The 22,151-nt window shown below is 51.6% G+C and carries 19 protein-coding genes; 13 read left to right on the forward strand and 6 right to left on the reverse strand.

Features of this window, described 5'->3' with window-relative positions:
- Window positions 1–81 precede the first annotated feature (81 nt).
- On the forward strand, window positions 82–978 hold the full coding sequence (locus ACYVJM_RS20930; protein WP_461150180.1) for a LysR family transcriptional regulator: 897 nt from the start codon (window positions 82–84) through the stop codon (window positions 976–978).
- A 10-nt stretch (window positions 979–988) separates the two neighbouring features.
- On the opposite strand, the gene ACYVJM_RS20935 is transcribed toward ACYVJM_RS20930, so the two are convergent.
- Entirely contained in the window at window positions 989–1,921 is a 933-nt protein-coding gene (locus ACYVJM_RS20935) for a sugar phosphate isomerase/epimerase family protein (RefSeq protein WP_461150181.1), read from the reverse strand.
- Window positions 1,922–2,238: 317 nt separating this feature from the next.
- Here ACYVJM_RS20935 and ACYVJM_RS20940 point away from each other — a divergent pair, with 317 nt between their 5' ends.
- On the forward strand, window positions 2,239–3,300 hold the full coding sequence (locus ACYVJM_RS20940) for a sensor histidine kinase (RefSeq protein ID WP_461150182.1): 1,062 nt from the start codon (window positions 2,239–2,241) through the stop codon (window positions 3,298–3,300).
- Here the strand turns inward: ACYVJM_RS20940 and ACYVJM_RS20945 are convergent.
- Window positions 3,231–5,066 carry a DUF6044 family protein gene (locus ACYVJM_RS20945; protein WP_461150183.1) on the reverse strand — a complete coding sequence of 612 codons (1,836 nt, stop codon included), beginning with the start codon at window positions 5,064–5,066 and terminating at the stop codon, window positions 3,231–3,233. The two genes, ACYVJM_RS20940 and ACYVJM_RS20945, sit on opposite strands and share 70 nt — an antisense overlap.
- Window positions 5,067–5,171: 105 nt before the next feature.
- Here ACYVJM_RS20945 and ACYVJM_RS20950 point away from each other — a divergent pair, with 105 nt between their 5' ends.
- Window positions 5,172–6,728: a M20/M25/M40 family metallo-hydrolase gene (locus ACYVJM_RS20950; protein ID WP_461150184.1), complete on the forward strand. Its 1,557-nt coding sequence runs from the start codon at window positions 5,172–5,174 to the stop codon at window positions 6,726–6,728.
- Between the two features lie 130 nt (window positions 6,729–6,858).
- Window positions 6,859–7,089, forward strand: a complete 231-nt coding sequence (locus ACYVJM_RS20955; protein ID WP_461150185.1) for a DUF4834 domain-containing protein — start codon at window positions 6,859–6,861, stop codon at window positions 7,087–7,089.
- A gap of 88 nt (window positions 7,090–7,177) precedes the next feature.
- Here ACYVJM_RS20955 and ACYVJM_RS20960 read toward each other — a convergent pair whose 3' ends face one another.
- Together ACYVJM_RS20960 and purN are read right to left on the reverse strand one after the other, a co-directional pair.
- Entirely contained in the window at window positions 7,178–7,564 is a 387-nt protein-coding gene (locus tag ACYVJM_RS20960) for a hypothetical protein (protein ID WP_461150186.1), read from the reverse strand.
- Entirely contained in the window at window positions 7,561–8,142 is a 582-nt protein-coding gene (purN, locus tag ACYVJM_RS20965; protein ID WP_461150187.1) for a phosphoribosylglycinamide formyltransferase, read from the reverse strand. The genes ACYVJM_RS20960 and purN overlap by 4 nt, the downstream gene beginning before the upstream one ends.
- A gap of 114 nt (window positions 8,143–8,256) precedes the next feature.
- Here purN and ACYVJM_RS20970 point away from each other — a divergent pair, with 114 nt between their 5' ends.
- The 4 genes from ACYVJM_RS20970 to ACYVJM_RS20985 all read left to right on the forward strand — a co-directional run bounded on the left by ACYVJM_RS20970 (window position 8,257) and on the right by ACYVJM_RS20985 (window position 10,950).
- Window positions 8,257–8,883: an ABC transporter ATP-binding protein gene (locus tag ACYVJM_RS20970; RefSeq protein WP_461150188.1), complete on the forward strand. Its 627-nt coding sequence runs from the start codon at window positions 8,257–8,259 to the stop codon at window positions 8,881–8,883.
- Window positions 8,884–8,919: 36 nt separating this feature from the next.
- Window positions 8,920–9,621 (forward strand): peptidylprolyl isomerase, encoded by a 702-nt coding sequence (locus tag ACYVJM_RS20975; protein WP_461150189.1) that lies wholly within the window; start codon window positions 8,920–8,922, stop codon window positions 9,619–9,621.
- Between the two features lie 83 nt (window positions 9,622–9,704).
- A complete protein-coding gene (locus tag ACYVJM_RS20980; protein ID WP_461150190.1) occupies window positions 9,705–10,604 on the forward strand; it encodes an SDR family oxidoreductase in 900 nt (299 codons plus the stop codon).
- Window positions 10,605–10,689: 85 nt separating this feature from the next.
- On the forward strand, window positions 10,690–10,950 hold the full coding sequence (locus ACYVJM_RS20985; RefSeq protein WP_461150191.1) for a DUF167 domain-containing protein: 261 nt from the start codon (window positions 10,690–10,692) through the stop codon (window positions 10,948–10,950).
- 73 nt (window positions 10,951–11,023) lie between these two features.
- Here ACYVJM_RS20985 and ACYVJM_RS20990 read toward each other — a convergent pair whose 3' ends face one another.
- Entirely contained in the window at window positions 11,024–12,556 is a 1,533-nt protein-coding gene (locus ACYVJM_RS20990; RefSeq protein WP_461150192.1) for a SusD/RagB family nutrient-binding outer membrane lipoprotein, read from the reverse strand.
- Window positions 12,557–12,633: 77 nt separating this feature from the next.
- The gene (locus tag ACYVJM_RS20995; protein WP_461150193.1) at window positions 12,634–15,819 is read right to left on the reverse strand and encodes a SusC/RagA family TonB-linked outer membrane protein; all 3,186 of its coding nucleotides are present in this window, start codon (window positions 15,817–15,819) and stop codon (window positions 12,634–12,636) included.
- A gap of 471 nt (window positions 15,820–16,290) precedes the next feature.
- Here ACYVJM_RS20995 and ACYVJM_RS21000 point away from each other — a divergent pair, with 471 nt between their 5' ends.
- The 5 genes from ACYVJM_RS21000 (at window position 16,291) to ACYVJM_RS21020 (ending at window position 21,998) form a co-directional block, all read left to right on the forward strand.
- Window positions 16,291–17,112, forward strand: a complete 822-nt coding sequence (locus ACYVJM_RS21000; protein WP_461150194.1) for a phytanoyl-CoA dioxygenase family protein — start codon at window positions 16,291–16,293, stop codon at window positions 17,110–17,112.
- 44 nt (window positions 17,113–17,156) lie between these two features.
- Window positions 17,157–17,780, forward strand: coding sequence for a peroxiredoxin family protein (locus ACYVJM_RS21005; RefSeq protein ID WP_461150195.1), 624 nt, complete (start codon window positions 17,157–17,159; stop codon window positions 17,778–17,780).
- Entirely contained in the window at window positions 17,767–18,714 is a 948-nt protein-coding gene (locus ACYVJM_RS21010) for a DUF1684 domain-containing protein (protein ID WP_461150196.1), read from the forward strand. The genes ACYVJM_RS21005 and ACYVJM_RS21010 overlap by 14 nt, the downstream gene beginning before the upstream one ends.
- A 94-nt stretch (window positions 18,715–18,808) precedes the next feature.
- Window positions 18,809–20,020, forward strand: coding sequence for a methionine aminotransferase (locus ACYVJM_RS21015; protein WP_461150197.1), 1,212 nt, complete (start codon window positions 18,809–18,811; stop codon window positions 20,018–20,020).
- A gap of 346 nt (window positions 20,021–20,366) precedes the next feature.
- A complete protein-coding gene (locus ACYVJM_RS21020; RefSeq protein ID WP_461150198.1) occupies window positions 20,367–21,998 on the forward strand; it encodes a hypothetical protein in 1,632 nt (543 codons plus the stop codon).
- Window positions 21,999–22,151: the final 153 nt, after the last annotated feature.

Here is a 22,151-nt window from a genome sequence, read left to right on the forward strand (position 1 = left end):
GAAAACCTATCTCGATCACAACGCCGACCTCTGCCTCCGTTTCGTAAGCTGGCTTACCTTGTTATTCAACGCCCAATAGCCATGCTCGACTTTCGTCTCAACGTTTTTTATACCGTTGCCAAACGGCTTAGTTTCACCAAAGCCGCTGCGGAACTGTACGTGACGCAGCCCGCCGTAACCAAACACATTCAGGAACTCGAACACCAGTTCGGGACAGCCCTCTTCGACAGGCGGGGGAATCAGATCAGCCTGACCACCGCCGGAGCCGTGCTGCTTCGTCATGCCGAAACCATCATGGCGACCTACCGCCAACTGGAGTTCGACATGAACGCCCTCAAAGGCGAATCGGGGGGGACATTGCGGGTGGGGGCTAGTACCACCGTGGCGCAATACGTGATTCCGCCGGTACTGGCCCGCTTTCGGGAACAGTCGGCCGATGTGGCGATTTCACTGGTGTCAGGAAATACCGAGCAGATCGAGCAGCTGCTGCTGAATAACGACATCGACCTGGGGCTGGTGGAAGGCCGGACGCACCACAGCGACATTCGCTATACCTCTTTCGTCAAAGACGAACTCGTGCTCATCTGCCGCGCCGACCATCCGCTGGCCGACCGCGATGAGATCACGCTGGATGAACTGCGTTTAATTCCCATCGTACTCCGCGAACGGGGGTCCGGTTCGCTGGAAGTGATCGAGCACGCACTTCGGGGAGCGGGTCTGAAACTCACCGACCTGACCATCGACATGCACCTGGGTAATACCGAAAGCATAAAGTCCTATCTGGGCAGTTCGCGCTGTATGGCGTTTGTGTCGGTCTTTGCGGTACAGCATGAGCTTCAGGCCGGAAGCCTTAAAATCCTCGACGTCCAGAATCTGTCCATTCAACGGGACTTGTATTCTATTCAGCTACAGGGCGTAAGCGAAGGACTCGCCGATACGTTTATGCGGTTTGCCCGACAGCATTACAAACGTCGATAAGGATACGTGCCTAACCCGCTATGACCGCCAGCTCTTTTTTTACTTTTTCGTAAAAGACCGGCACTTTCAGGCGAGGGTCGCCTTTGCCAAGCGTTTCGATGGGTAGATAGCCCCGATAGCCGGAGTCGTGTACGATATGCATGATTTTGCTAAGATCGGTTGCTTCTTCTTTGCCGTTAACAAACAGGTTTTCCTTCAGTTGCCAGGTGGCAGCATAGGGCGCCACACGTGCGATCTGCTCGTAGGGGTCGCCAATTTTGAAGCTGCCGATGTCCAGGTTGACGGCCAGCCATTCGGAGTTGACCCGTTGCACAATGTCCAGAACATGGTCTGCCGTTTCAATGAAATCGGCATGATTCTGTAGTACGATCATGACGCCCTGCTTGGCCGCATAGTCCGCACATTCCCGAATGGCCTCGACAACCCGGGCCGTGACGGCATCCCGATTGTAGCCCGTTGGCAGTTCTTTGCCCGTACCCGAAAAGATACGAATGACCGGTGCGCCCAGACGGGCGGCTACACCCGTCCATTTTTTCACCAGTTCGATTTCTCCTTTCCGGCGGTTGGCGTCGGGTAAGGTGAAGTCATTCCGGACGCCCGTTCCACTAATATCGAGCCCCATTCGGAAAGCTTTTCGCTTGATCTGGTACACATAGCTATCGTCGGGTAAGGCCGGGTACTTTGGGAAGTAATACCCCGTTGGGTCGACGGCATCGAAGCCCAAATCGGCGCAGAATGCCAGCACCTGTTCGAGGGTCATCTGCCCGTTCATCAGCGGCTCATTGAACGAATAGAGGTTACAGCTTAGCCGGATGGGATTTACTTTAGTCGCTGCCCCGCTGCTTTTACCCGGAGCATAGGTCATTCCGGTTGAGGCAACAAAAGGCAGACTGGCCGCAGCGGTCCTGAGAAAGGTTCGTCGGTCTGAAGTGAGCATAGGCATACGGTCTGGAAGGCTAGGGTTATCGGCTAACGTTTTTCCCGAAAACAGGAATAAGTTTTCGTATAAGGAAGTGAAATTAGGCGATCTACTTGCTTTGCAGGATGGGCATAACAACGCTGGTCGGCAGCTCCCCGACCCTGGCCGTGTAATCAGAGAAGTTGCTGGTCGTTGGACGGAAATCGCGAAGCAGTTGAACTTGCTGTTATGACACTTCATCCCCTATTTAGTACAACTCATGCATTATCCAGTGGTACAGGTGCCCTTCACGACTAACTTAATGACGTTGGACTACAAGGGTGCTGGCAGAAAGTGTCAGCTTGAGACCAATTATAGAAACGAATGGCCCGGCCGATACCATGCAGCAGTTAAATGACAAATGGATGCGCATCATCGGCGTCCCGGTGCTGTCTCTGGCCGGGCAGTGGATGATGTACGGTTATACCGGCATTCCGTATCCCGACGATTGGCGCATTCCGTTTTTCTTCATTTTGGGGGCTATTCTGGTCTGGGAAACGAATCGTCTGGGAATACTACTTTCCCGGAAGCGCTACCCCGAACTGGCGCAAACCCTCAAACGGGTACTTTATCAACTCGCCTGGTTTATTTTTTTCTGTAGCCTTATCCGCATCGCACAAACGTATTTTTATCAGGTTATTGGCCTTTGGCACTCCACGGATGTGTTTGAAGTAAAGCCGTATTTTTTCAATACCCTCGTCTCCGTCGTCGGGACGGTTCAGGCAGCGGCTGTTTTCGAAGGCATTTACCTGTACCAACGCTGGCAGGTGTCGTATGCCGAAGCGCAGGAGTTAAAGAAAGTAAACCTGCAAAGTCAGCTCGATTCCTTAAAAACGCAGATCAATCCCCATTTCCTGTTCAATAACCTGAATTCCCTGTCGGCTCTGATTACAACCGATGCGCATCAGGCGGAGCGCTTTCTGGATGAGTTATCGTCGGTATACCGCTATTTGCTCCAGCAGAATAACCGGGATCTGTGCCCCCTTACGGACGAGATGAACTTTATCGGCGCCTATTTCCACCTGCTCAAGACCCGGTATAACGATGGCATTTTTCTAGAAACGGCTATCGAAACGCGGTACATGACCTACCTCATTCCGCCACTCACGCTGCAGATTTTATTCGAAAACGCCATCAAACACAATGTCATTGCCGTCAATTATCCGTTAACGATACGGCTCTATACCCAAAATGGCATGCTGTATGTCGAGAATAATATTCAGAAAAAGAAGATCGTTGTGCCATCGAATAAAATTGGCTTGCAGAACATCCTGATGAAGTACAAACTACTCGATCAGTCAACCGTTCTGGTATACAACGACGACGACAGATTCCTGGTTGGCCTGCCGCTCATTATGCCCTGATGTTGAATACCCGTTGGCATCACCTTATACAGCCACACCTTCCAGTAGCTCTCCGTATTGGTGAAGATACTTTCGAGATGAAGCTGGTTTTCGGCTGCATTGTCGATAGGAACCGCCGAGATCACGTACTCACCACCCAACGCCATCAGGGCGTTCGTGTCGATCTGTAAATGCTTTAGATGCGGTTGCTGCGTTTTGCCGAACAGGTAATGCAGGCCCAGCTCTGCCGTGTAGAGGTAAGCCCGGCAGGCGTAGGCATCGTAATAAGCGCGCATCTTCGGGGTACCCTTCGCCAATTCTGCAGCGATGATCTTTCGAAAAGCGTGCTTGTAGGGCAGGGGGTAATTATTCTGGTAGCTATCCAGCGTATAAAAGCCGTTGAATTGCGCCACAGACGGGTGCATGCCGAGGCAAATGACACGATAGTCGGCCTGTGGCTTGCCAATATAATTCCGCAGCTGCGCGAACTGTTTTTCGGCGAAAAAAGCCCGGAAGGAGGGATGCTCGGCTTCGGTAACGTAGCCGAGCATTTTGCCTGTGTTGATTTTCCACTCTTTGTTGGCGATGATCATGGTTATGAACTGAGCCGCCAGAAAGAGCTTCACCCACCGGCCTCGGGCCTCGAACTGGCGCAGTGCCAGCGCAAACAGAATAAACCAGAGCGTTGGCAGCAGGAAATAGAACCGGTCGAACTGAAACACCCGGAACTTCATGCCCAGCGGACTATCGCCCAGCCACATGACCAGGTAATGGTAAAACGCATGGATCAGGCAGATGAGCAGCGCCAGAAGCGGTAGGCCGATCAGCCACTTGGCCGACCGGAAATCCCGCTTCCGTAACGCCTGATACGCACCCGCTATCGCTACGGCCAGGATACCCCGTGTTAGAAAGGCGCCGGTGTTGAACATCGGCCAGAGGAACAGATCACGGGCCCGGTACCAGCTGTTGAGGAGCCGCATAGACCGCAGCCGACCGTAATTGAACTCAACCCGATGAGATATATACGTCTCATTGACAAACCCGTAGATCAACTCCCACTCGCTGGCCAGATAGAGGAGCGAAAGCAGAAACAAGCCACTGAAGTAATCCCAGTTCATCTGTCGGTCCCGAAGCACGACCACTACGCCAAGAAGGCCCAGTGCCACGCAGATGAACAGACCCGCCCAAACGAAGAAAGAATAGAAGGGAAAAAGTACGATAATAAGCCAGTTGGTCCAGTGGCCCTGCCGGTTCAGCAAATTCAGAAAGGCAAACAGCAGCAACGGCTGGCCCGTTACCGATGCCCCGTGCACGATGTAACAAGGTACCAGCGCGAACAGAAACGCGATGCCTACCCGCGCCAGTCCCCACGGCGATTCGGGCAGTAAATACGTTTTAAGCAAGAGGTACATGCCCAGAAAGCCAATACCATGAACGGCAACAAAATTGATGACGTGCGCGGTATAGGGCGCTGCCAGGTAAAACGAGAGAACTTCAACGTTCAGCCCCGTCCGGAAGGCCGATCGCGGAATGCCGCTAAAGGATGTAGCGGCATGGGGGCCGCTGCTCATCATATTCGGAATGACCGTACTGAGGTCGAAGTCGAAGGCTGTATTGGTGATTTTTAGCAGGTACAGATACAGGAAATCGCTGTCCAGATTATCGTGTACGGTGAGGTGTGCCCCTTCGCCGAGCCATACGTATGGAAAAACGTACAGCAGTAGCAACCCGACGGCAATGAGCAGATACGTTTTTTCAGAATTTGTCGTAGCGAAGCGAGGAGGCATACCGGATTGAAATGAACCGCGAAACTACTGAAATTCGCTGAGATGGCCGGAAGGTCAGGAAGCCGTTCTGGTTTTTTGTACTTTTACGCCGTCAACTCATTCATCATGCAATCACTCTCTATCCTTGGTTTCCTGACCGCTCTGTCACTAACGACGGTGTCAGTACAGGCGCAGAATCGACCCGCCAAATCACCCTCTTCCCGTTCGGCAGTAGCGACGCCAACGACCAAACTACCTGAGTTCAGCCTGTCTCGTGCGGAGGTCGAAGCACACATGCGGTTTCTAGCATCCGACGAACTGGAAGGTCGCCGAACGGGTGAGCAGGGCAACCGGGTTGCTGCCCGTTACATAGCCGAGCAGTTTCGGCAGTTGGGCCTCAAACCGGCGGGCAATGTAGCCGGTAAGCCGGATTACTTTCAGCCCATCAGCTTCGAGCGCGTCAAAGCGGCCAGCAGCGGCACCATGCTCATTGGTAAAGATACGCTGCACCTGGGTAAAGAACTGGTGGTCATGGCAGGTGGTCCAACAAACCTGTCGGGCGAGGTTGTTTATGTCGGTTACGGCCTGACAGATGGTGAGGATGGTTATAAAGGCCGCGATGTGAAAGGCCGGATTCTGGTGGCGCAGGGTGGCTCGCCCGATGCCAAAGGCCCCCGCGAAATCTTCAATGCATCGGCTGCCAAGCGCAAGCTGGCCTCCGAAAAAGGCGCTGCTGCCCTGATCGAACTGTATAGCGAATCCATTCCCTGGGGCTTCGTAAATCAGTATTTCAACCGCGAACAGTTATCCGTTGCCAGTACGCCGGAGGGCGCTATGCCCGTCACCCACCTGTGGATCAACAACGCCAACAACCAGTATAAACAGCTCAAAGAAGCGGGTCAATCGGTCAGCATTCGTACATCCGGCCGGCCGCGTACCATGACGATGTCGGCGAATGTGGCGGGTATTATTGAGGGAACCGATCCTGCCCTTAAAAGTGAATATGTGTTGCTGTCAGCCCATTTTGATCACATCGGCGTAGGCAAACAAAGTGGCACGCCCTATCAGCCCGGCGACAGTATTTTTAATGGTGCGCGGGATAACGCCATGGGTACGGTGGCTATTTTAGAAGCGGCCAAGGCGCTGTCGCAGCAACGGCCCAAACGGTCGGTGCTGGTGGTTGCGCTGACGGGCGAGGAGGTGGGTTTGCTGGGCAGCCGTTATTATGCCGAACACCCGCTGGTACCTTTGAAACAGACTGTTTTCGATATGAATATTGATGGGGCCGGTTATAGTGATACGACCATTATATCGGTAATTGGGCTGGAACGAACAGGGGCTAAATCAGAAATTGAGACAGCCGCTAACGCGTTTGGCCTTGGCGTATTTGCCGAACCGGCGCCCGAGCAGGGCCTGTTTGACCGCTCCGACAACGTAAGTTTTGCCGCCAAAGGGATTCCCGCCCCTACGTTCTCGCCCGGCTTTAAATCGTTCGACGAGGCTATCCAGAAATATTATCACCAGGCCATCGACAACCCCGAGTCGCTGGATTTTGGGTATACGCAGAAGTTCTGTCAGGCTTATGCCTATGCGGCCCGCCTGGTAGCCGACCGGGCTACACGCCCCCAATGGTCGGCGGGGGATAAGTACGAAGCCGCCGGGAAAGCGCTGTATGGCCAATAGTAGAGTTTGCAAAAATCAGCTTTTCAGTAGGATGGCTGATTGGCAGTTCATCCACCACATGAACCGATTATCACACCGGAAAACTAAACGAGTCGTCGCAGCGTTTATTTACTGATAAAGACACCCAGACATGTTATTCAAATATCTGTTCATCATCACCCTTATTATTCTGTTTGTGCCGCCCGTACGCCGGTTTGTATTTTACCTGCTCGTTGGCCGACAGTTGGTTAAGCAGCAAAAGCAACAGACGTCAGCGTCCGGCAGGAGTCGGGAAGGTGAAGTACGGGTAAACACAGCGCCCAAGAAAGGAGATTCTTCTTTCACAGGTGGGGAGTATGTCGACTACGAAGAAGTTAAATAGATTGTAACAGCATGACAAAATCATGCTGGCAAAATAAAGAAGCCCGGCAACGTCCATCACGTTGCCGGGCTTCCTCTTTTTATGGCGGCTACTGCTCTATTTCCTTTTTGTACTTGACGGCCAGCCCGGTCATTACATACCCGTTGTCGGTCATGGACGTGTAGTACGTGTAACGGACAGCAACCAGCGCATCGGCACCGAGTTTCTTTGCCTGTAGCGTCAGTCGGGTAAGCATCAGTTCTTTCTGCTGCATGTCGTTGCCCCGGCTAAGCATTCGCCTGTTTCCCGATTGCCGGGTTTCCAGAGGTACCTCGCCTTTTATTTCCAGGTCCTGCAAGGGGGCAAAAGGACGTTCGGGTCGTTGCGTGTCATAAAACACATCGACCGGATAGGTTGGCTTGTTTTGCAGATAAACCGCGGGCCTGAAACAGCCGGTCAGGCTAAGTAAACACAGTACAAACGCCAGCTTTTTCATGGTTGGGTGGTCATTGATGTCAAAACGTCGGCTACAACGCGCGGGTAATGGGCGTGTTCCAGAGCCTGCACTTTCCGGGCGATGTCGTCGGGCGTATCGGTGGGTACTACCGGGCAACTCGCCTGAAAAATAATCTGTCCTTCGTCGTATCGTTCGTTCACGTAGTGAATTGTAATGCCCGACTCGGTTTCTCGGGTGGCTGCAACAGCCTCGTGTACGAAGTGGCCATACATACCCTTACCACCAAATTTAGGCAATAACGCCGGATGAATGTTAACTATTTTATTCGGAAACGCCCGTACCAGATCAGCAGGCATCAGCCACATGAAACCAGCCAGTACAATCAGGTCAATCTCTTGGTTAAGAAGAAGTTGCGTGATCTTGTCGGTATCGTAGAACGTCTTCCGGTCGAAGAGAAGTACCGGGATATGCAGACGCCGACTGCGTTCGATAACACCCGCCTTGGGATTGTTCGTAACAACCAGCGCGACATTCACGTCGGCGTTATCGGTAAAATAGTCGGCAATTTTTTCGGCATTGGAGCCGGAACCGGAAGCAAACAGGGCGATGCGTTTCAAAATAGGTGAATTGTGGAGTTGGTAAGTCGTGATGTCGGGTTCTTAACCCGACATCACATGACACCGTCAAAATTACAACTTTTACCTATTTTTGTGGGTACTCGCTCTATTCCAATGCTGGCAACTCATCAACTTAGGTTTGACTACGGCCCTACCAAACAGTTCACATTTCCCGATGTTCACTGCGCTGACCGCGAAGCCCTGCTGGTTTTAGGGCAGTCGGGTACGGGCAAAACGACGTTTCTGCATTTACTGGCCTTACTCTTGACGCCTAAAAGCGGGTCTGTACTGATCAACCAGACGGATTTGACGAAGCTGAATGCGGCTGAAACCGCAGCTTTTCGGGCCAAGAATCTGGGGATCGTCTACCAAAAGCCTCACTTCGTCAGCTCACTGTCGGTAATGGATAACCTGCTGATGGCGAACTACCTGGCCAACAAACCCCAGGACAAAGCCCGCGCCCGGGAGTTGGCCGCTCAGTTGGGGTTTGGCGATCATCTGTCGAAAAAAACCAATCAGCTAAGCCAGGGAGAACAGCAACGGGTAAGCATTGCCCGTGCGGTAATGAATCAGCCCAATGTCATTCTGGCCGATGAGCCAACTTCCAGCCTCGACGACGAAAACACCAGTCGGGTAGTTTCGCTGCTACGGCAGCAGTCGGAGCAGATAGGAGCCAGTTTACTGGTCGTAACGCACGACCAGCGGTTAAAAGATGCCTTCGAGAATCGAGTCAATCTGTAGTGTCTATCCGGCATCAACTGATACGCCAAAAACGGTATGTATAAATTTCTCCTATTGTTTCTATTGATTCCGGCGCTTGCCATTGGGCAAAATCGGAAGAAGAAAGATTACCTCGTTTCGCTCAATACGCAGTACGGCACCATGCGGCTGGTGCTCTACGACCAAACGCCGAAGCATAAGGAAAACTTCATTAAGCTCGTCAATCAGAAGTTCTACGACAGTCTGCTGTTTCACCGGGTCATTCCGATGTTCATGATTCAGGGGGGCGATCCAAACTCGCGGAAAGCCCAGGCAGACCAGCCCCTCGGTAATGGCGATATCGGCTATAAAGTCCCGGCCGAATTCGTTCCGGCCCTGTTCCATAAGAAAGGAGCCCTGGCAGCCGCCCGCGACGGTAATCCCGAGAAAGCATCGAGTGGTTGCCAGTTCTACATTGTACAGGGGCGCGTTTGGGACGATGCCGGGTTGCAGACGCAGCTAAAGCGCATCGAAGCCATGAAAGGACATGTCCCGACCGATGAACAGCAACAAGTTTATAAGACTCTTGGCGGGTCACCTCATCTGGATGGCAATTACACGGTTTTTGGAGAGGTTATCGACGGGTTGGCTATTATTGACAGTGTAGCCAAGCAACCGCGAAACGAAATGGACCGCCCCGAAAAGGACGTCCGCATGTCTATGACCGGTCAATGGGTAAAGAAAAAGAAAATCACGAAACAGTATAATTATAGGTATTAGGAGCGCGGAGTGAGGAGGGTTGACGCCAGCATTCTATCTTGCGTCAGCCCTCCTCACTCCGCGCTCCTGGTACTGCTTCCTTTATGAAAAAAATCCTCATCACTGGCGCCAATGGGTTGCTGGGCCAAAAATTGGTTGGGCTGATAACGCAGCAATCGGATGTTGAACTGATTGCCACCGCACGGGGCGAAAACCGCTTGCCTTTTTCAGAAGGGTACACCTACCGGTCAATGGATATAACTGATCGCCAGCAGGTGCTGGATGTGATTGGCGAAGTACAGCCGGACGTCGTTATCCACGGGGCAGCCATGACCGATGTGGATAAGTGCGAAGTGCAGAAAGATGCCTGCTGGGCGCAGAACGTACACGCTGTTGAATACATCATTGAGGCCTGTCGGCCCATCAACGCGTTTCTGGTTCATGTATCGACCGACTTTATTTTTGATGGGGCCGCCGGTCCCTACGACGAAACCGCCGAAGCGAATCCCATCAGTTTCTACGGATGGAGCAAGCAGGCGGGAGAATCGGCCGTGCGGCATTCAGACATCCGCTGGGCCATTGCCCGAACGGTGCTCGTGTATGGTATTGCGCACGATATGAGCCGCAGCAACATCATTCTTTGGGTTAAAAAGTCACTGGAAGATGGAAAAAATATCAAAGTCGTAACCGATCAATGGCGAAGCCCGACCCTGGCCGAAGATCTGGCAATGGGCTGCTTCCTCATCGCTGACCAGGAAGCGGAAGGCATTTTCAACATCTCCGGTAAAGAGGTACTGACGCCCTATGAAATGGCCATCCAGACAGCCGATTATTTTGGCCTCGACAAATCCCTGATTGCGCAGGCCGATGCATCGACCTTTACGCAGGTGGCCCGTCGCCCGCCCCGCACCGGCTTTATTCTGGACAAAGCCCGGACGGTACTGGGTTACGAACCCCACAGCTTCGCCGAAGGCATCGCCGTATTGGCGGAGCAACTTCGTTAGTTATTAGTTATTAAGTTTTGGCTATTAGGGCTCTATCTTTCAATGGCTGATAGTTAAATACCCGGTAACTCACTAACGAAAAGCAATGACGCTCCATCTGAAAGCAAAGCCCGGCAGCAAGGTTGATCAACTGTTCTACGATGCCGCCGGGCAGCTTAACGCAAAGATCAGGGCACCGGCGCAGGACGGGAAGGCCAACGCCTACCTGATCGAATTTCTGGCGAAGCAACTCGGTATTCCCAAATCCGGAGTAACTATTGTGGCCGGGTTCACCAATCCGCACAAACGCATTGAGGTAGCTGTATCAGAAGAGGTCCTTGTACGCTTCCTGAAGCAGTTACAGTAACTATTACTATACTAAAAAGAAGGCCCGACTACGTGTAGCCGGGCCTTGTCATTAGATTAGATTGGTCAATAGCTTACTTTTTATCCCACCAAACACGGGTGTCCAGATCATCGGCTCCCTGCCGCGAAACGGCTTCCTGCCGGTTAGCGGTGTTCACCGCAATTTCAGAGTCCGGATACGATAACCGATTGATAAAGCTGCCTTTGATCTCCTTACCCGGATAGGGGTTAGGCGTTAGAGTCGGGAACCCACTCCGCCGGAAATTGGCGAACACTTCGGGTCCGTTCAGGAAAGACGCCACCCAGTATTGGGTATTGATCAGTTCCAGGCCTTTTGCCGCGCTGTACGGATTTTTGGCCAGATAAGCTGCAATGTCGGCATCGGCAACCAGCGATGTGGCGGCATAATCACCCAACTGTTTCATGTGTGCCGTGATCCCGGCATTGTAAAAGTCGGCAGCATTGCCGGTTGTCCAGGTGCGCTGGGCCGCTTCGGCCAGCAGGAGCTGCGTTTGGGCGTAGGTAACCAGGTAGCAGGGTGCAAACTGGCTTCCCATGCGGGTACGGTCCAACTGGCTGTAATCGTAAAAGCTGGCCAGACCATCCTGCGTGGCTCTGGCAGTAATCGTGCCATTATCGAAGCCAAGGGGCATGCCTATTTGGGGGGCTATGTCACGACTGGCTCTGGCGGCCGTCTGCTCCGGACCACTTTTGGCACCTACATAGCGAACGGCGATCGATACAAGACGTGGATCGGATGTCGATTTCAGGTAATCGACAAACATTTTGGTCAGGTAGTAGTTGGCCGCTTCGGTCGAGTTAAGCGTAGCACCTACGCCGTTGGTATAGTTGGCATTGTTCCGAATAACGGCATTATCGGCGTTGGTTTGCATCAGGCCACCGGCAACGGCTTTCTGAACGGTCGACTGGGCCAGCGTGGGGTTTACTTTCGACAAACGCATGCCCACCCGAAGCAGGAGCGAATTGCCAAACCGTTTCCACTTCGTAATGTCGCCACCATAGGTAACCTCACCAGCCTCGGTTGCTTTCGACGCATCGAGAGCGGCCGTCGCTTCGGTCAGTTCCTTAATCAGGTCATTATAAATGCTCTCCTGCGTATCGTACTTGGGGGTTACATTATTCGAGATGTAGCCAACACCAGCCTGGCTGTATGGAATGTCACCATACGTATCCGTCAGTACAGAAAACGTATAGGCTTTCCAGATGCGGGCCATATTGTAGAGGTTGGCCCGGTTAGGGTCGGCTTTGGTCTGGTTGATTACGTCGACCAGATACCGAACGACGTTCTGGTAATACTGCCGCCAGATACCTCCGTTGACGCCCGAGGGGCCTCTGTTGTCGATATTATAATTGCCACCGGCAACGATACCTGAGTTTGGCGTGAACATCTGCTGAACGATAGGCTCCTCGAAGGTCAGTATACTGCCCGGAAACGAGGTGCTAATCATAGCATTGTTAAACGTGAATACCGGGTTGAGAGCCGTGGCCGCTGTTGGGTTGACGTTTAGCTCATCGAACCCTTTGTCGCAACTGCTTGTCGAAAAAAGCAGGGCAACCAGGGGTATATATAAGAGTATCTTTTTCATAAAAATCTGTCTGTCAGATCAACAAGGTTCAAAAGGCGGCTACGGCGGCCCGGCTTATCGATCTTTATAGATTTTGGTTAAAATTTAACATTCAGGTTAAACCCAATGCTGCGGGTAGTTGGCAAACCGGTCGATTCCAGACCAATCAGGTTGTCTGAGCTGAAGCCAAACTGCTCGGGGTCGATGTTGGGTACCCATTTTTTGATGATGGCTACGTTGTTGGCTACGGCACTCAACCGAATACCTTTGATGAACAGCGTCTTTGGGAGCAGCTTGGTGAAATCGTAGCCCAGGCTGATCTGGCGGAGCTTCCACAAACCGGCATCATAGACGACCTGCTCGCCCAGGCTCTTGGAACGGCCTACCGAGTAGTAATCCTGCACAAAGGCCCGAACAGCATTCACTTCACCTTTATCGTTCACGCCAACACCCACCATTTTGTTATCGGCATCGCCCCGGCCTACCAGTGTTTCTTTATGTAGTCCGTGACGGAATGCGTTCAGGTTCGTACCCGAAATCATTTTACCGCCCAGTTTGAAGTCGATCAGGAACGACAGGTTAATGCCTTTGTAGTTGACCGTATTGGTGATACCACCGGTATACTTGGGCAAGGCCGATCCAAACGAAATGGGAGCCGGTGTACGGACGGGTAGCCCATCGCCCCCGTGAACGATTTGGCCCGCAGCATTCCGTACATAACCAAAACTGTATAACTGACCGAGTTCTTCACCCACAACCTGCCGGAGATCACCTACGTAAATACCGTTACCAACCACGATCTGTTCGCCCGGTTTGTCGGTCAACAGTTTGAGCAGTTTGGTTTTGTTATAGGCTCCGTTCAGCGTAATATCCCAGAAGAAATCCTTGGTACGAATGGGGGAGAGGTTAAGCAATACTTCGATACCCTGGTTCTGGCTCTGCCCGTTGTTGATCAGTGTGCTGGTGTAGCCTGAAGCATCAGACGACTGGGCCTGAACAATCTGGTCGCTGGTGATTTTACGGTAAACGGCCATGTCCAGTCCAACCCGGTTATTAAACAACTTCAACTCCAGACCCACTTCGGTTTCCGCCGTACGGCTGGGTTTGAGGGTAGCGCTGGGTACCGTACTGGAGGTAATGTTGCCCACCGGCTGTCCCAGACCTGCCGGATTGGGGAACAGGTTGGCGTTGACGGAGTAGAACAGGTTGTTCGAGTAAGGTGCTACGTCGCCGTCACTACCCACTTCCGCATACGCTGCCCGGATCTTACCGAAGTTGATGAAGGAGGGCAGGTTGTCGAAGGCCTGCGAGAAGACGAAGCTACCCGTTAACGAAGGGTAAAGGATGCTTCGATTTGCTGGCGAAAGGGTAGAGAACCAGTCGTTCCGTACCGTTCCATTCAGGAAGAGGACATCTTTGAATGAGAACTCAGCGGCCGTGTATAACGAATTCACTTTCCGCTCGCTCAGGCCATAGGTTGGGTCTTTCACCCGTCCGTTCTGTGGAACATAAAGGCCCCGCACAATGAAATCCGTTACCTGTACGCTGTTGAGGTCACTGCGACGGTACAACTGGTTGCCGCCAACGGTGAGGTCAACACCAAACGCACCAAATTTATGATTGGCACCAATCAGGAAGTCGGCGTTGATTTCGCGGAAACGGCGGGCGTCCTGTACGTACGCACCGTTTACAAAACCGGCCGGTGCAGCTGCCAGTGAGGCCTGCCCCGTCGGGAAGTTATAATCCTGATCGCGCGACCAGTAATCCTGTCCAACACGGCCCTGCACATACAGCCAGTCGGTTACGTTGTAGCGGGCTGTAACGTTGCCGAACAGGCGATCCCGGCGGATATTCTCAAATTTGTTGTTAAGGACAAAATAAGGGTTTGTGCGGTTCATGAAACGCGAGTACACAAACTCGTTGCCCGTAGCTGGGTTGATCTGGTTGGCTTCCAGCACGTCCAGCGGCATGGAGTTGGCCAGCGTGTAAATAACCGTTGGCGTACTGTTGTCCTGCTGGGCAATCTGGGGCGGGTTCTTATTATACTCGTTTGAGTAGTTGAGCGTTCCCGTAACCGTTAACCGTGGCGACAGGTTGTAGCTGAAACCCAGGTTGATCGTTTTGCGGCTAAAGGTGTTGTTCCGCGTAATGCCTTTGTTGTCCAGGTTGGCGATAGACAGGTTGAATCCACCTTTTTCGCTGCCCGACGATACGGCAACCGAATTGGTCCAGGTCGAACCGTCGCGGTAGAAGGTATTGATCCGGTTACGAACGGGCGCATAAGGCACCGTTACACCCCCAAACAGCACCTGTGTCTGACCGGCAAACTTCTCTCCAAAGCTCCATACACCCGATGTTGGGTTGGGGGCTGTTGGCCGAACACCGTACTCACCCTGCCCGTAATCGTACTGGTAGTCGGTAAAGTCCATTGGGTGATCTGTTGTAAAGTTGCTATTGAACGTTACACCAATACCCTGGCCGGTGCCTTTGGTTTTGGTCGTGATCAGGATAGCACCGTCTTTGGCGCGGGAGCCATACAGAGCCGCTGCCGTACCCCCTTTCAATACCGTCATTCCCTCAATGTCGTCGGGGTTGATAGACGAAAGACCGTCACCACCGTCGGAGTAGTTCCGGTCGCGGTTACCGATCGAGTTGTCGCCACCGGTATTGCCATTATTCTGGCCAAAGTTGGTATTGTCGATAGGAACGCCGTTCACAACAATAAGCGGGCTGTTTTGACCCGAGAAGGACGACTGGCCTCGAATACGAATTTTACTCGTTCCGGCGGCTCCCGTACCCAGGCTGCTGATGTTAACCCCCGCAATTTTACCCTGAAGGGCGTTGATGAAGTTGACCGTACGGTTGGTAGTTACCTGTTCGGGGTTGACGATTGCGGTAGCGTACCCCAACCGTTTGGCTTCTTTCTTAATACCCAGCGCTGTTACGACGACTTCGCCCAGGTTCTGCTCCGCTTCCTGAAGCGTTACCGTTAACTGAGTCTGGTTCCCAATGGTTAGTGTTTGCCCGGCAAAGCCAATGGCGCTGAATACCAGCGTGGCATTGGCCGGTACGTTAAGGTTGAAGGACCCGTTTGCGTCGGTAGTGGTACCCAACTGAGTATTTCTGACTAATATTGTTACACCCGGAATTGGCTGTTGGTCCTTGCCAGCTATAACCCGACCCGTAACGCGCCGGTCTTGGGCCAGTGCGGTATGGCTAATCAGGAAAGTGACCCATACGGCTAGTATACAGGTACTAATCCTCGTTCGTAAATTGTGTGCCATTTTAAATTAGATTGGTTTTAAGTTTTGAATTCAGATTAATCCAAAATTTTCTTTTTTTAATTACAGAATAACAAAGGTAATGATTTGCTGTATTTACCGCAGAATTTTTATGCTTAAAACATGAGTTTTTAAGCCGTAAATAAAAATTTTGGAAATTGTAAAATATGTATTCACCTTTGTCTACCAGATAAGGGGGGTATTGGCTCCTTTTAAATTCGGCAATGTTATGAAAATGACCCGGCAACACACTCAGTTTCGCGTAAATGCCCATTCTGTGTATTTCACCTCAACCAGAGCGGTGAATATGTGTTGTTGTTAAACGCTGATAAGCCCTCTACATTTCTCTGGATAGAATCCCCTTTTTTTTCAACTGTCTCTAAATCGTTTTTTATTAACTGCATTACTATACCTAATCTGTATAGTAAATAGGAATAAAGTAAATTAATTTGAATTACACCAATAATGATTCCCATGGTAGCTATATCTGATAATCTGATTACCACACAACCAACGCAGCTGTTAACAGCCGCCGAGCGGGCCTTCTTCGAAAAGAATGGATTTCTCCACATCAAAAATTTTGTGAGCCGGAAAACGGTGCAGCTTTTTTTGCATGAATTGCAAGAGGTGGAGGCTGGTTGGCTAGCTGAAGAGGTCGATAAAATCAACGGTACGCCCATCAAATACGGTCGGGATGAGAACGGTCGGCGCATTGTTCAACGGTTTGCATTTGCTTCGCTTTTCAGTCCGGTATTACATGAATTTTTGCAGGATGAGCGTCTGGAGGAATTGACTCAGCTGTTACAGCCCTACAGCGGCCGTATTGGCGAGGAAGAGAAGGATGGGCTGGTTGTTAATCACTACGTCCGCACACCAGAGAGCAATTTTTCCCGTATGGGCTGGCATACCGATAGCCCGCGCGATTTGTTTCTGGGGCATCGAATCCGGCCCATGCTCAACGTGGGATTGCACCTCGATGACTGCCCGATGAGTAACGGCGGTTTACGGGTGTTACCGGGTACGCATAAGCAAAATACCCTGCTCACGCTGTTCCGTAAACGTCAGTTCATCGACCACCGCCCCGACCCGCGCGAAGTTGGGTTCGATATTGAAGCGGGCGATCTGACCATCCACAACGGCAGTTTGTGGCATCGCGTCGAGCAGTCGCCCAATATTGGGGCCGCCAGCCGTCGCCGGGTCATGTATATTCCACTGGTAACGGGCGAATACCAGCCCAAAAATGCCGCCAGTAAGACGCCCTTCTATCACCGGCTCGGTGCTAAAATCTTTCGGTAGGAAAGGTAGTGTGGCTTGACTCTCATCCGTAAACGTAACTAGATATGACACTCGAATTTCAGAATGAACTAGGCGATATTCGCTCGGTAACGACCCAGGCCCGCGATAAATCTATTTTGGTTGAGCCTCTGCTTACGGGCGATCTGGCTCCTTTTTTTAGCCTTGCCGGTGCGCCAACGAATTGGCGAGCCTCGATCTTTAATCAGAAAGTGCCCGAATCTGCTACGTCCATTCTGGATCTGGTGAACGCCCGCCCACTGGTGGTGAGCTTTTATTGCCCCTGCTGGGGGCGATACGCCCGGCCGTATCTTGATTCACTGGTTCGGTTGAACCAGGTATTGATGGACGCTGATGCGGAACTGGTGGTGTTTTCCAATGAATCACCGAGTATATTGGCTCGTCAGGTGGGTGAGCTGGATTTTCGGGTGGCGTACGATGCCGAATCGACGGTTGCCCGGCGTTTTGGCGTCTACAGTGAAGACCATCCCGTTTGGGAGCGTATTTCGGGAATCTCGGAAGACGCCTTCACACCCGCCTTGTACGTAATTGGGCAGGACCGCCGGATTGCTTATCATTTTCTGGATGAGAATTTCGACCGGTCGCTCGATGCCGAATCCATCGTTTCTGTTGTTCATCGTCTTAACCAGTTGCATCATGAAGTTTATTAATCAGCCTGTCGGCCCTTTAAATAACTACTCAAGGTGTTTTTTCGGCTTATGGTTTCTGGCCATGGCAGCCTCCGTAGGCTGGCGTACTACCGATGGCCCATCGTACAAAGAACAGATTGACGCCTGGCACCAGACGCGTGTAAACGCCCTCAAAAGTGAAACCGGCTGGCTGAATCTTGCCGGACTATTCTGGCTCAGCAACGGGAAAAACTCGCTCGGGCGCGGCACCAACTTCGATCTGGCTTTTCCGGCTGCCGATGCGCCCGCCGATTTGGGTGCGCTTTATTTAGAGAAAGAGTCGGTTCGGTTTGTGCCCAAAGCTGGGGCGGATGTCCTGGCCGATGGCAAACCCGTTACCGGACCATTGCTTATCTTTGCGCCCGATCAGAAGCCGGTTGTGCTGGCAAGTGGTTCCCTGCGCTGGTTTATCATCAAGCGGGGACCTAAATACGGTGTTCGGCTCCGGGATTTGGACAACCCGAACTTAAAGGTTTTTCAAACCATCGACCGGTATCCTGTCGATGAAAGCTGGCGGGTAAAGGCACGGCTCGAAACGCCCGCGACGCCTACAACTATACCCATCATTGATGTGCTGGGCCTGACGTCGCAGCAACCCCTGGCAGGGACGCTGGTCTTTGAACGGGCCGGCAAAACGTATCGGCTGGATGCCGTTGAAGAGGGCGACAAGCTTTTTATCCTCTTCGGCGATCCAACTAATGAACACGAAACCTACGGTGCCGGTCGGTTCCTCTATGCCGACAGACCTGTTTCCAGCGCCGGACCGGACAGGAAAGGATTGGTTGTTCTTGATTTTAACCAGTCCATTAATCCGCCCTGCGCGTTTACAGCCTACGCTACATGCCCCATTCCGCCGAAGCAGAATAAACTGGCAGTAGCGGTAACGGCGGGCGAAAAACGATATGGTGAGCATTAAGTGTTGAGTCTAGGAAGAGGCACGGGTGAATACCCGCGCCAGCCTGGAAGTCAATAACCTTCTATGAATTGATTCGTGTAGTAATTGACTTATAATGAGTACACCGACAATAACAAGGGCAGGGCTTGTTTCCAAACTGCCCAACGTAGGCACCACCATTTTTACGGTCATGTCGAAGCTGGCGGCCGAGACCGGTGCTATCAACCTATCGCAGGGCTTTCCCGGCTTCGACTGCTCGCCCGAACTGGTATCGCTGGTTGAAAAGTACCTCCGGAATGGCTTCAATCAATATGCTCCCATGACCGGCGTTCCGGCCCTTCGGGAAGCACTCGCTCAGAAAACGTTTGCCGAATACAACGTCGCCTACGACCCCGAAACGGAAGTGACGATCACCTCGGGGGCTACCGAAGCCATCTTTGCGGCCATTACCGCCGTTGTGCGTCCCGGTCAGAGCGCCGGACCGGACGAAGTGATCGTACTGGAACCGGCTTACGATAGTTACGTACCCGCTATCGAACTCAACGGAGGTGTTCCCATTTATGTGACATTGACCCCGTCCAGCCGGTCTGCCGGTGCGGTAGATTCGCCGGATTACGCCATCAATTGGCAACAGGTTCGTGACAAGATCACGGACAGGACCCGGCTGATCCTGGTCAACACGCCCCATAATCCTACCGGCTATGTCTGGACCGCCGACGACCTGAACCAACTGGCCGATCTGATCCGCAATCGCAACATCTGGATTGTGAGCGATGAAGTGTATGAACACATCCTGTTCGATGGGCGGAAGCACCACTCGCTTATGACCCATCCCGAACTTCAGGAATGCACCTTTGTGGTGGGGTCTTTCGGTAAAACCTTTCACATTACGGGTTGGAAAATAGGGTACTGCCTGGCCCCCAAAGAACTCAGTGCCGAGTTTCGGAAAGTTCATCAGTATCTGACGTTCAGCACCGTAACCCCCATTCAGTACGCTCTGGCCGATTACCTGCAGGAACCGTCGCACTATCGGCAGCTGTCGGATTTTTACCAGCGTAAACGCGATTTGTTTCTGGCTGGTTTACAGGGCTCCCGGTTTACTGCCAGGCCCGCCGAGGGAAGCTTCTTTCAGACCGTTTCGTATGCCGCTATCACCGATGAGCCGGATTATGACCTGGCCATCCGACTAACCAAAGAGATCGGAGTAGCGTCAATTCCGGTTTCGGTGTTTTACAATCAGAAGAACGATTACAAGACGTTACGGTTCTGCTTTGCCAAAGACGACAGTGTTTTGCAGGAAGCCGCCGAACGACTGAGTAAATTGTAACGCTTCAAACTGCCCGGCCCCATAACAGGCAACCTAGTACACCGCTCCCGGCGACCCGATCCAAAGAGCGTGGCTGGTAGCCAAACGGGTAATTCCCACCCTAATTCGGCCTGATAAATTGCAGGCTATCGATCAGGTTCATACGTAACCGATTCACCGCTTAGGCTGAACGCTGTGTTGACAACATGGTGAAGCTGGGCCTATGCACAAATTCACTAAGTGTATATTTTTGTATAAATAGTAATAATAAATTATAATTTTATAAAATTAATATACTTAATTATTGTGTAATATAGCCTACTAAGTCTTATTATTGAAGCTAAATACCCAATACGTAACTAACTTCATGAATAAGTTTTATAATAAACCCAATTTCTCAATTGGGCGATGGCTGCTATTTAGCCTTGTGGTTTCAATCACGCTGGGCTTTGCCTTGTACACGAACCACGCCTGGGAGGACTGGTATATCACGTTTCGAGCCAGTAAAAACCTGGCAATGGGAAATGGTCTTGTTTTTACGCCTGGCGAACATCTTCATACATTCACTTCTCCACTGGGAACCCTCATCCCGGCGCTCCTGAGCTATGGGGTTGGCCCCAGCAACGATGAGTTAGTTCTTTGGCTGTTTCGGCTTGTCAGTGCTACTCTATTAGGCTTTTCGGCCATGCTGTTACTCCGGTGTGCCCGCAAGTCGGTTCAGTATGCGCTTCCCGTATTTATGGTAGTGGCCGTTTTAGCGCTCGATGCCAAAATCATCGATTACTCCATAAACGGGATGGAAACGGCATTCATGGTTTTTTTTCTGTCGTTATTAATCTATGCACTTATCGTTCCGCTTCATAATTCGGTGTACTGGCTGGCACTCGCCATTGCTGGTTTGATGTGGAGCCGCCCCGACAGTTTTGTGTACATCGGGTCTGTTATGACCGGTATTTTTCTGTTTAATCCCCAAAGTCGACTAGCTCGGTCGCGGGCTGAGTGGCTCTCTCATTTTGTACGCGCCGGGTTGCTGGGCCTGCTTATGTACCTGCCGTGGGTAGCGTGCGCGTGGTGGTATTATGGCACACCTATACCCAATACCATTACCGCAAAGGGACTCGGTTACTTTGATACGGTAGCGCTGGCAAAAGAATTTATCCTGTTCCCGATTACATCGTTTTTTTCGATAAATAACAGCCTGCAATCAACATACGGCCCTGCTTACATGAGTTTTGGCGGCTGGAACCTGCTCATCCCGTTGTTCAGCAAACTGCTTACGTTTGTTGGGATCAGCTACTGGATGCTGCCGTTTGCCCGGCGGGCTGTTCGTCCATGGTCATTCGCTGCGTACCTGGCGCAGTTTTATCTGAGTCATGTTATACCAACGCCCTATCCCTGGTACGTCCCCAGTGTTACCGTGCTTTGTACATGGGCGCTGGCACTGGAGTTTAATCATTTCATTGATTGGGTATGTCAGAAGCGCCCGACGCTTATCCCCGCTATCAAGAGCATCACAGTAACCGTAATTGGATTTCAATTGGTCGTTCTTGTATGTGTAGCCTATCAAATGCGGGTTCAGCAGCAGCTTATTGAAACGTCCAATCGAAAGAATATTGGTTTATGGCTGAGTGAACACGCCAAGCCGGGTAGTACCGTTTATCTGGAATGTCTCGGTTATATCGGCTTCTACTCCAATATGAAAATGTACGATTTTCCGGGCCTCTCTTCAAAAGAGGTGGTCGAAGCACGTAAAACGTTGAAAAGTAACGACCTGAATAAACTCGTTCCGTATTTAAAGCCGGACTACCTGGTACTGCGGCCGGTCGATCAGATCAATACAAGCCTGAAAGAACAGTATGTACAGGTAAAGCGGTTCGACGTATCAAACCTCGTGAATAGCTATTCTTTTTTACCTGGTCGGGGTTATCTCCAGTTTGACCAGACGTTTACCGTCTACAAACGAAAACTCCAGACAGATCAAATACTTACGCTCAAGTAGCTGAATAAAGTGTTCAACACAACTAGCCGTATGGCCGGAGTACTTGTATAAATTATGGTTTAACCGCTCAACCACAGAACTTAATTGCTTAGTTTTGACAATGCTAATATTAATTTAGTATTAAAAAATCATTACTAAATTGTTAAGTCTATG

Source organism: Spirosoma pulveris, from assembly GCF_054781875.1.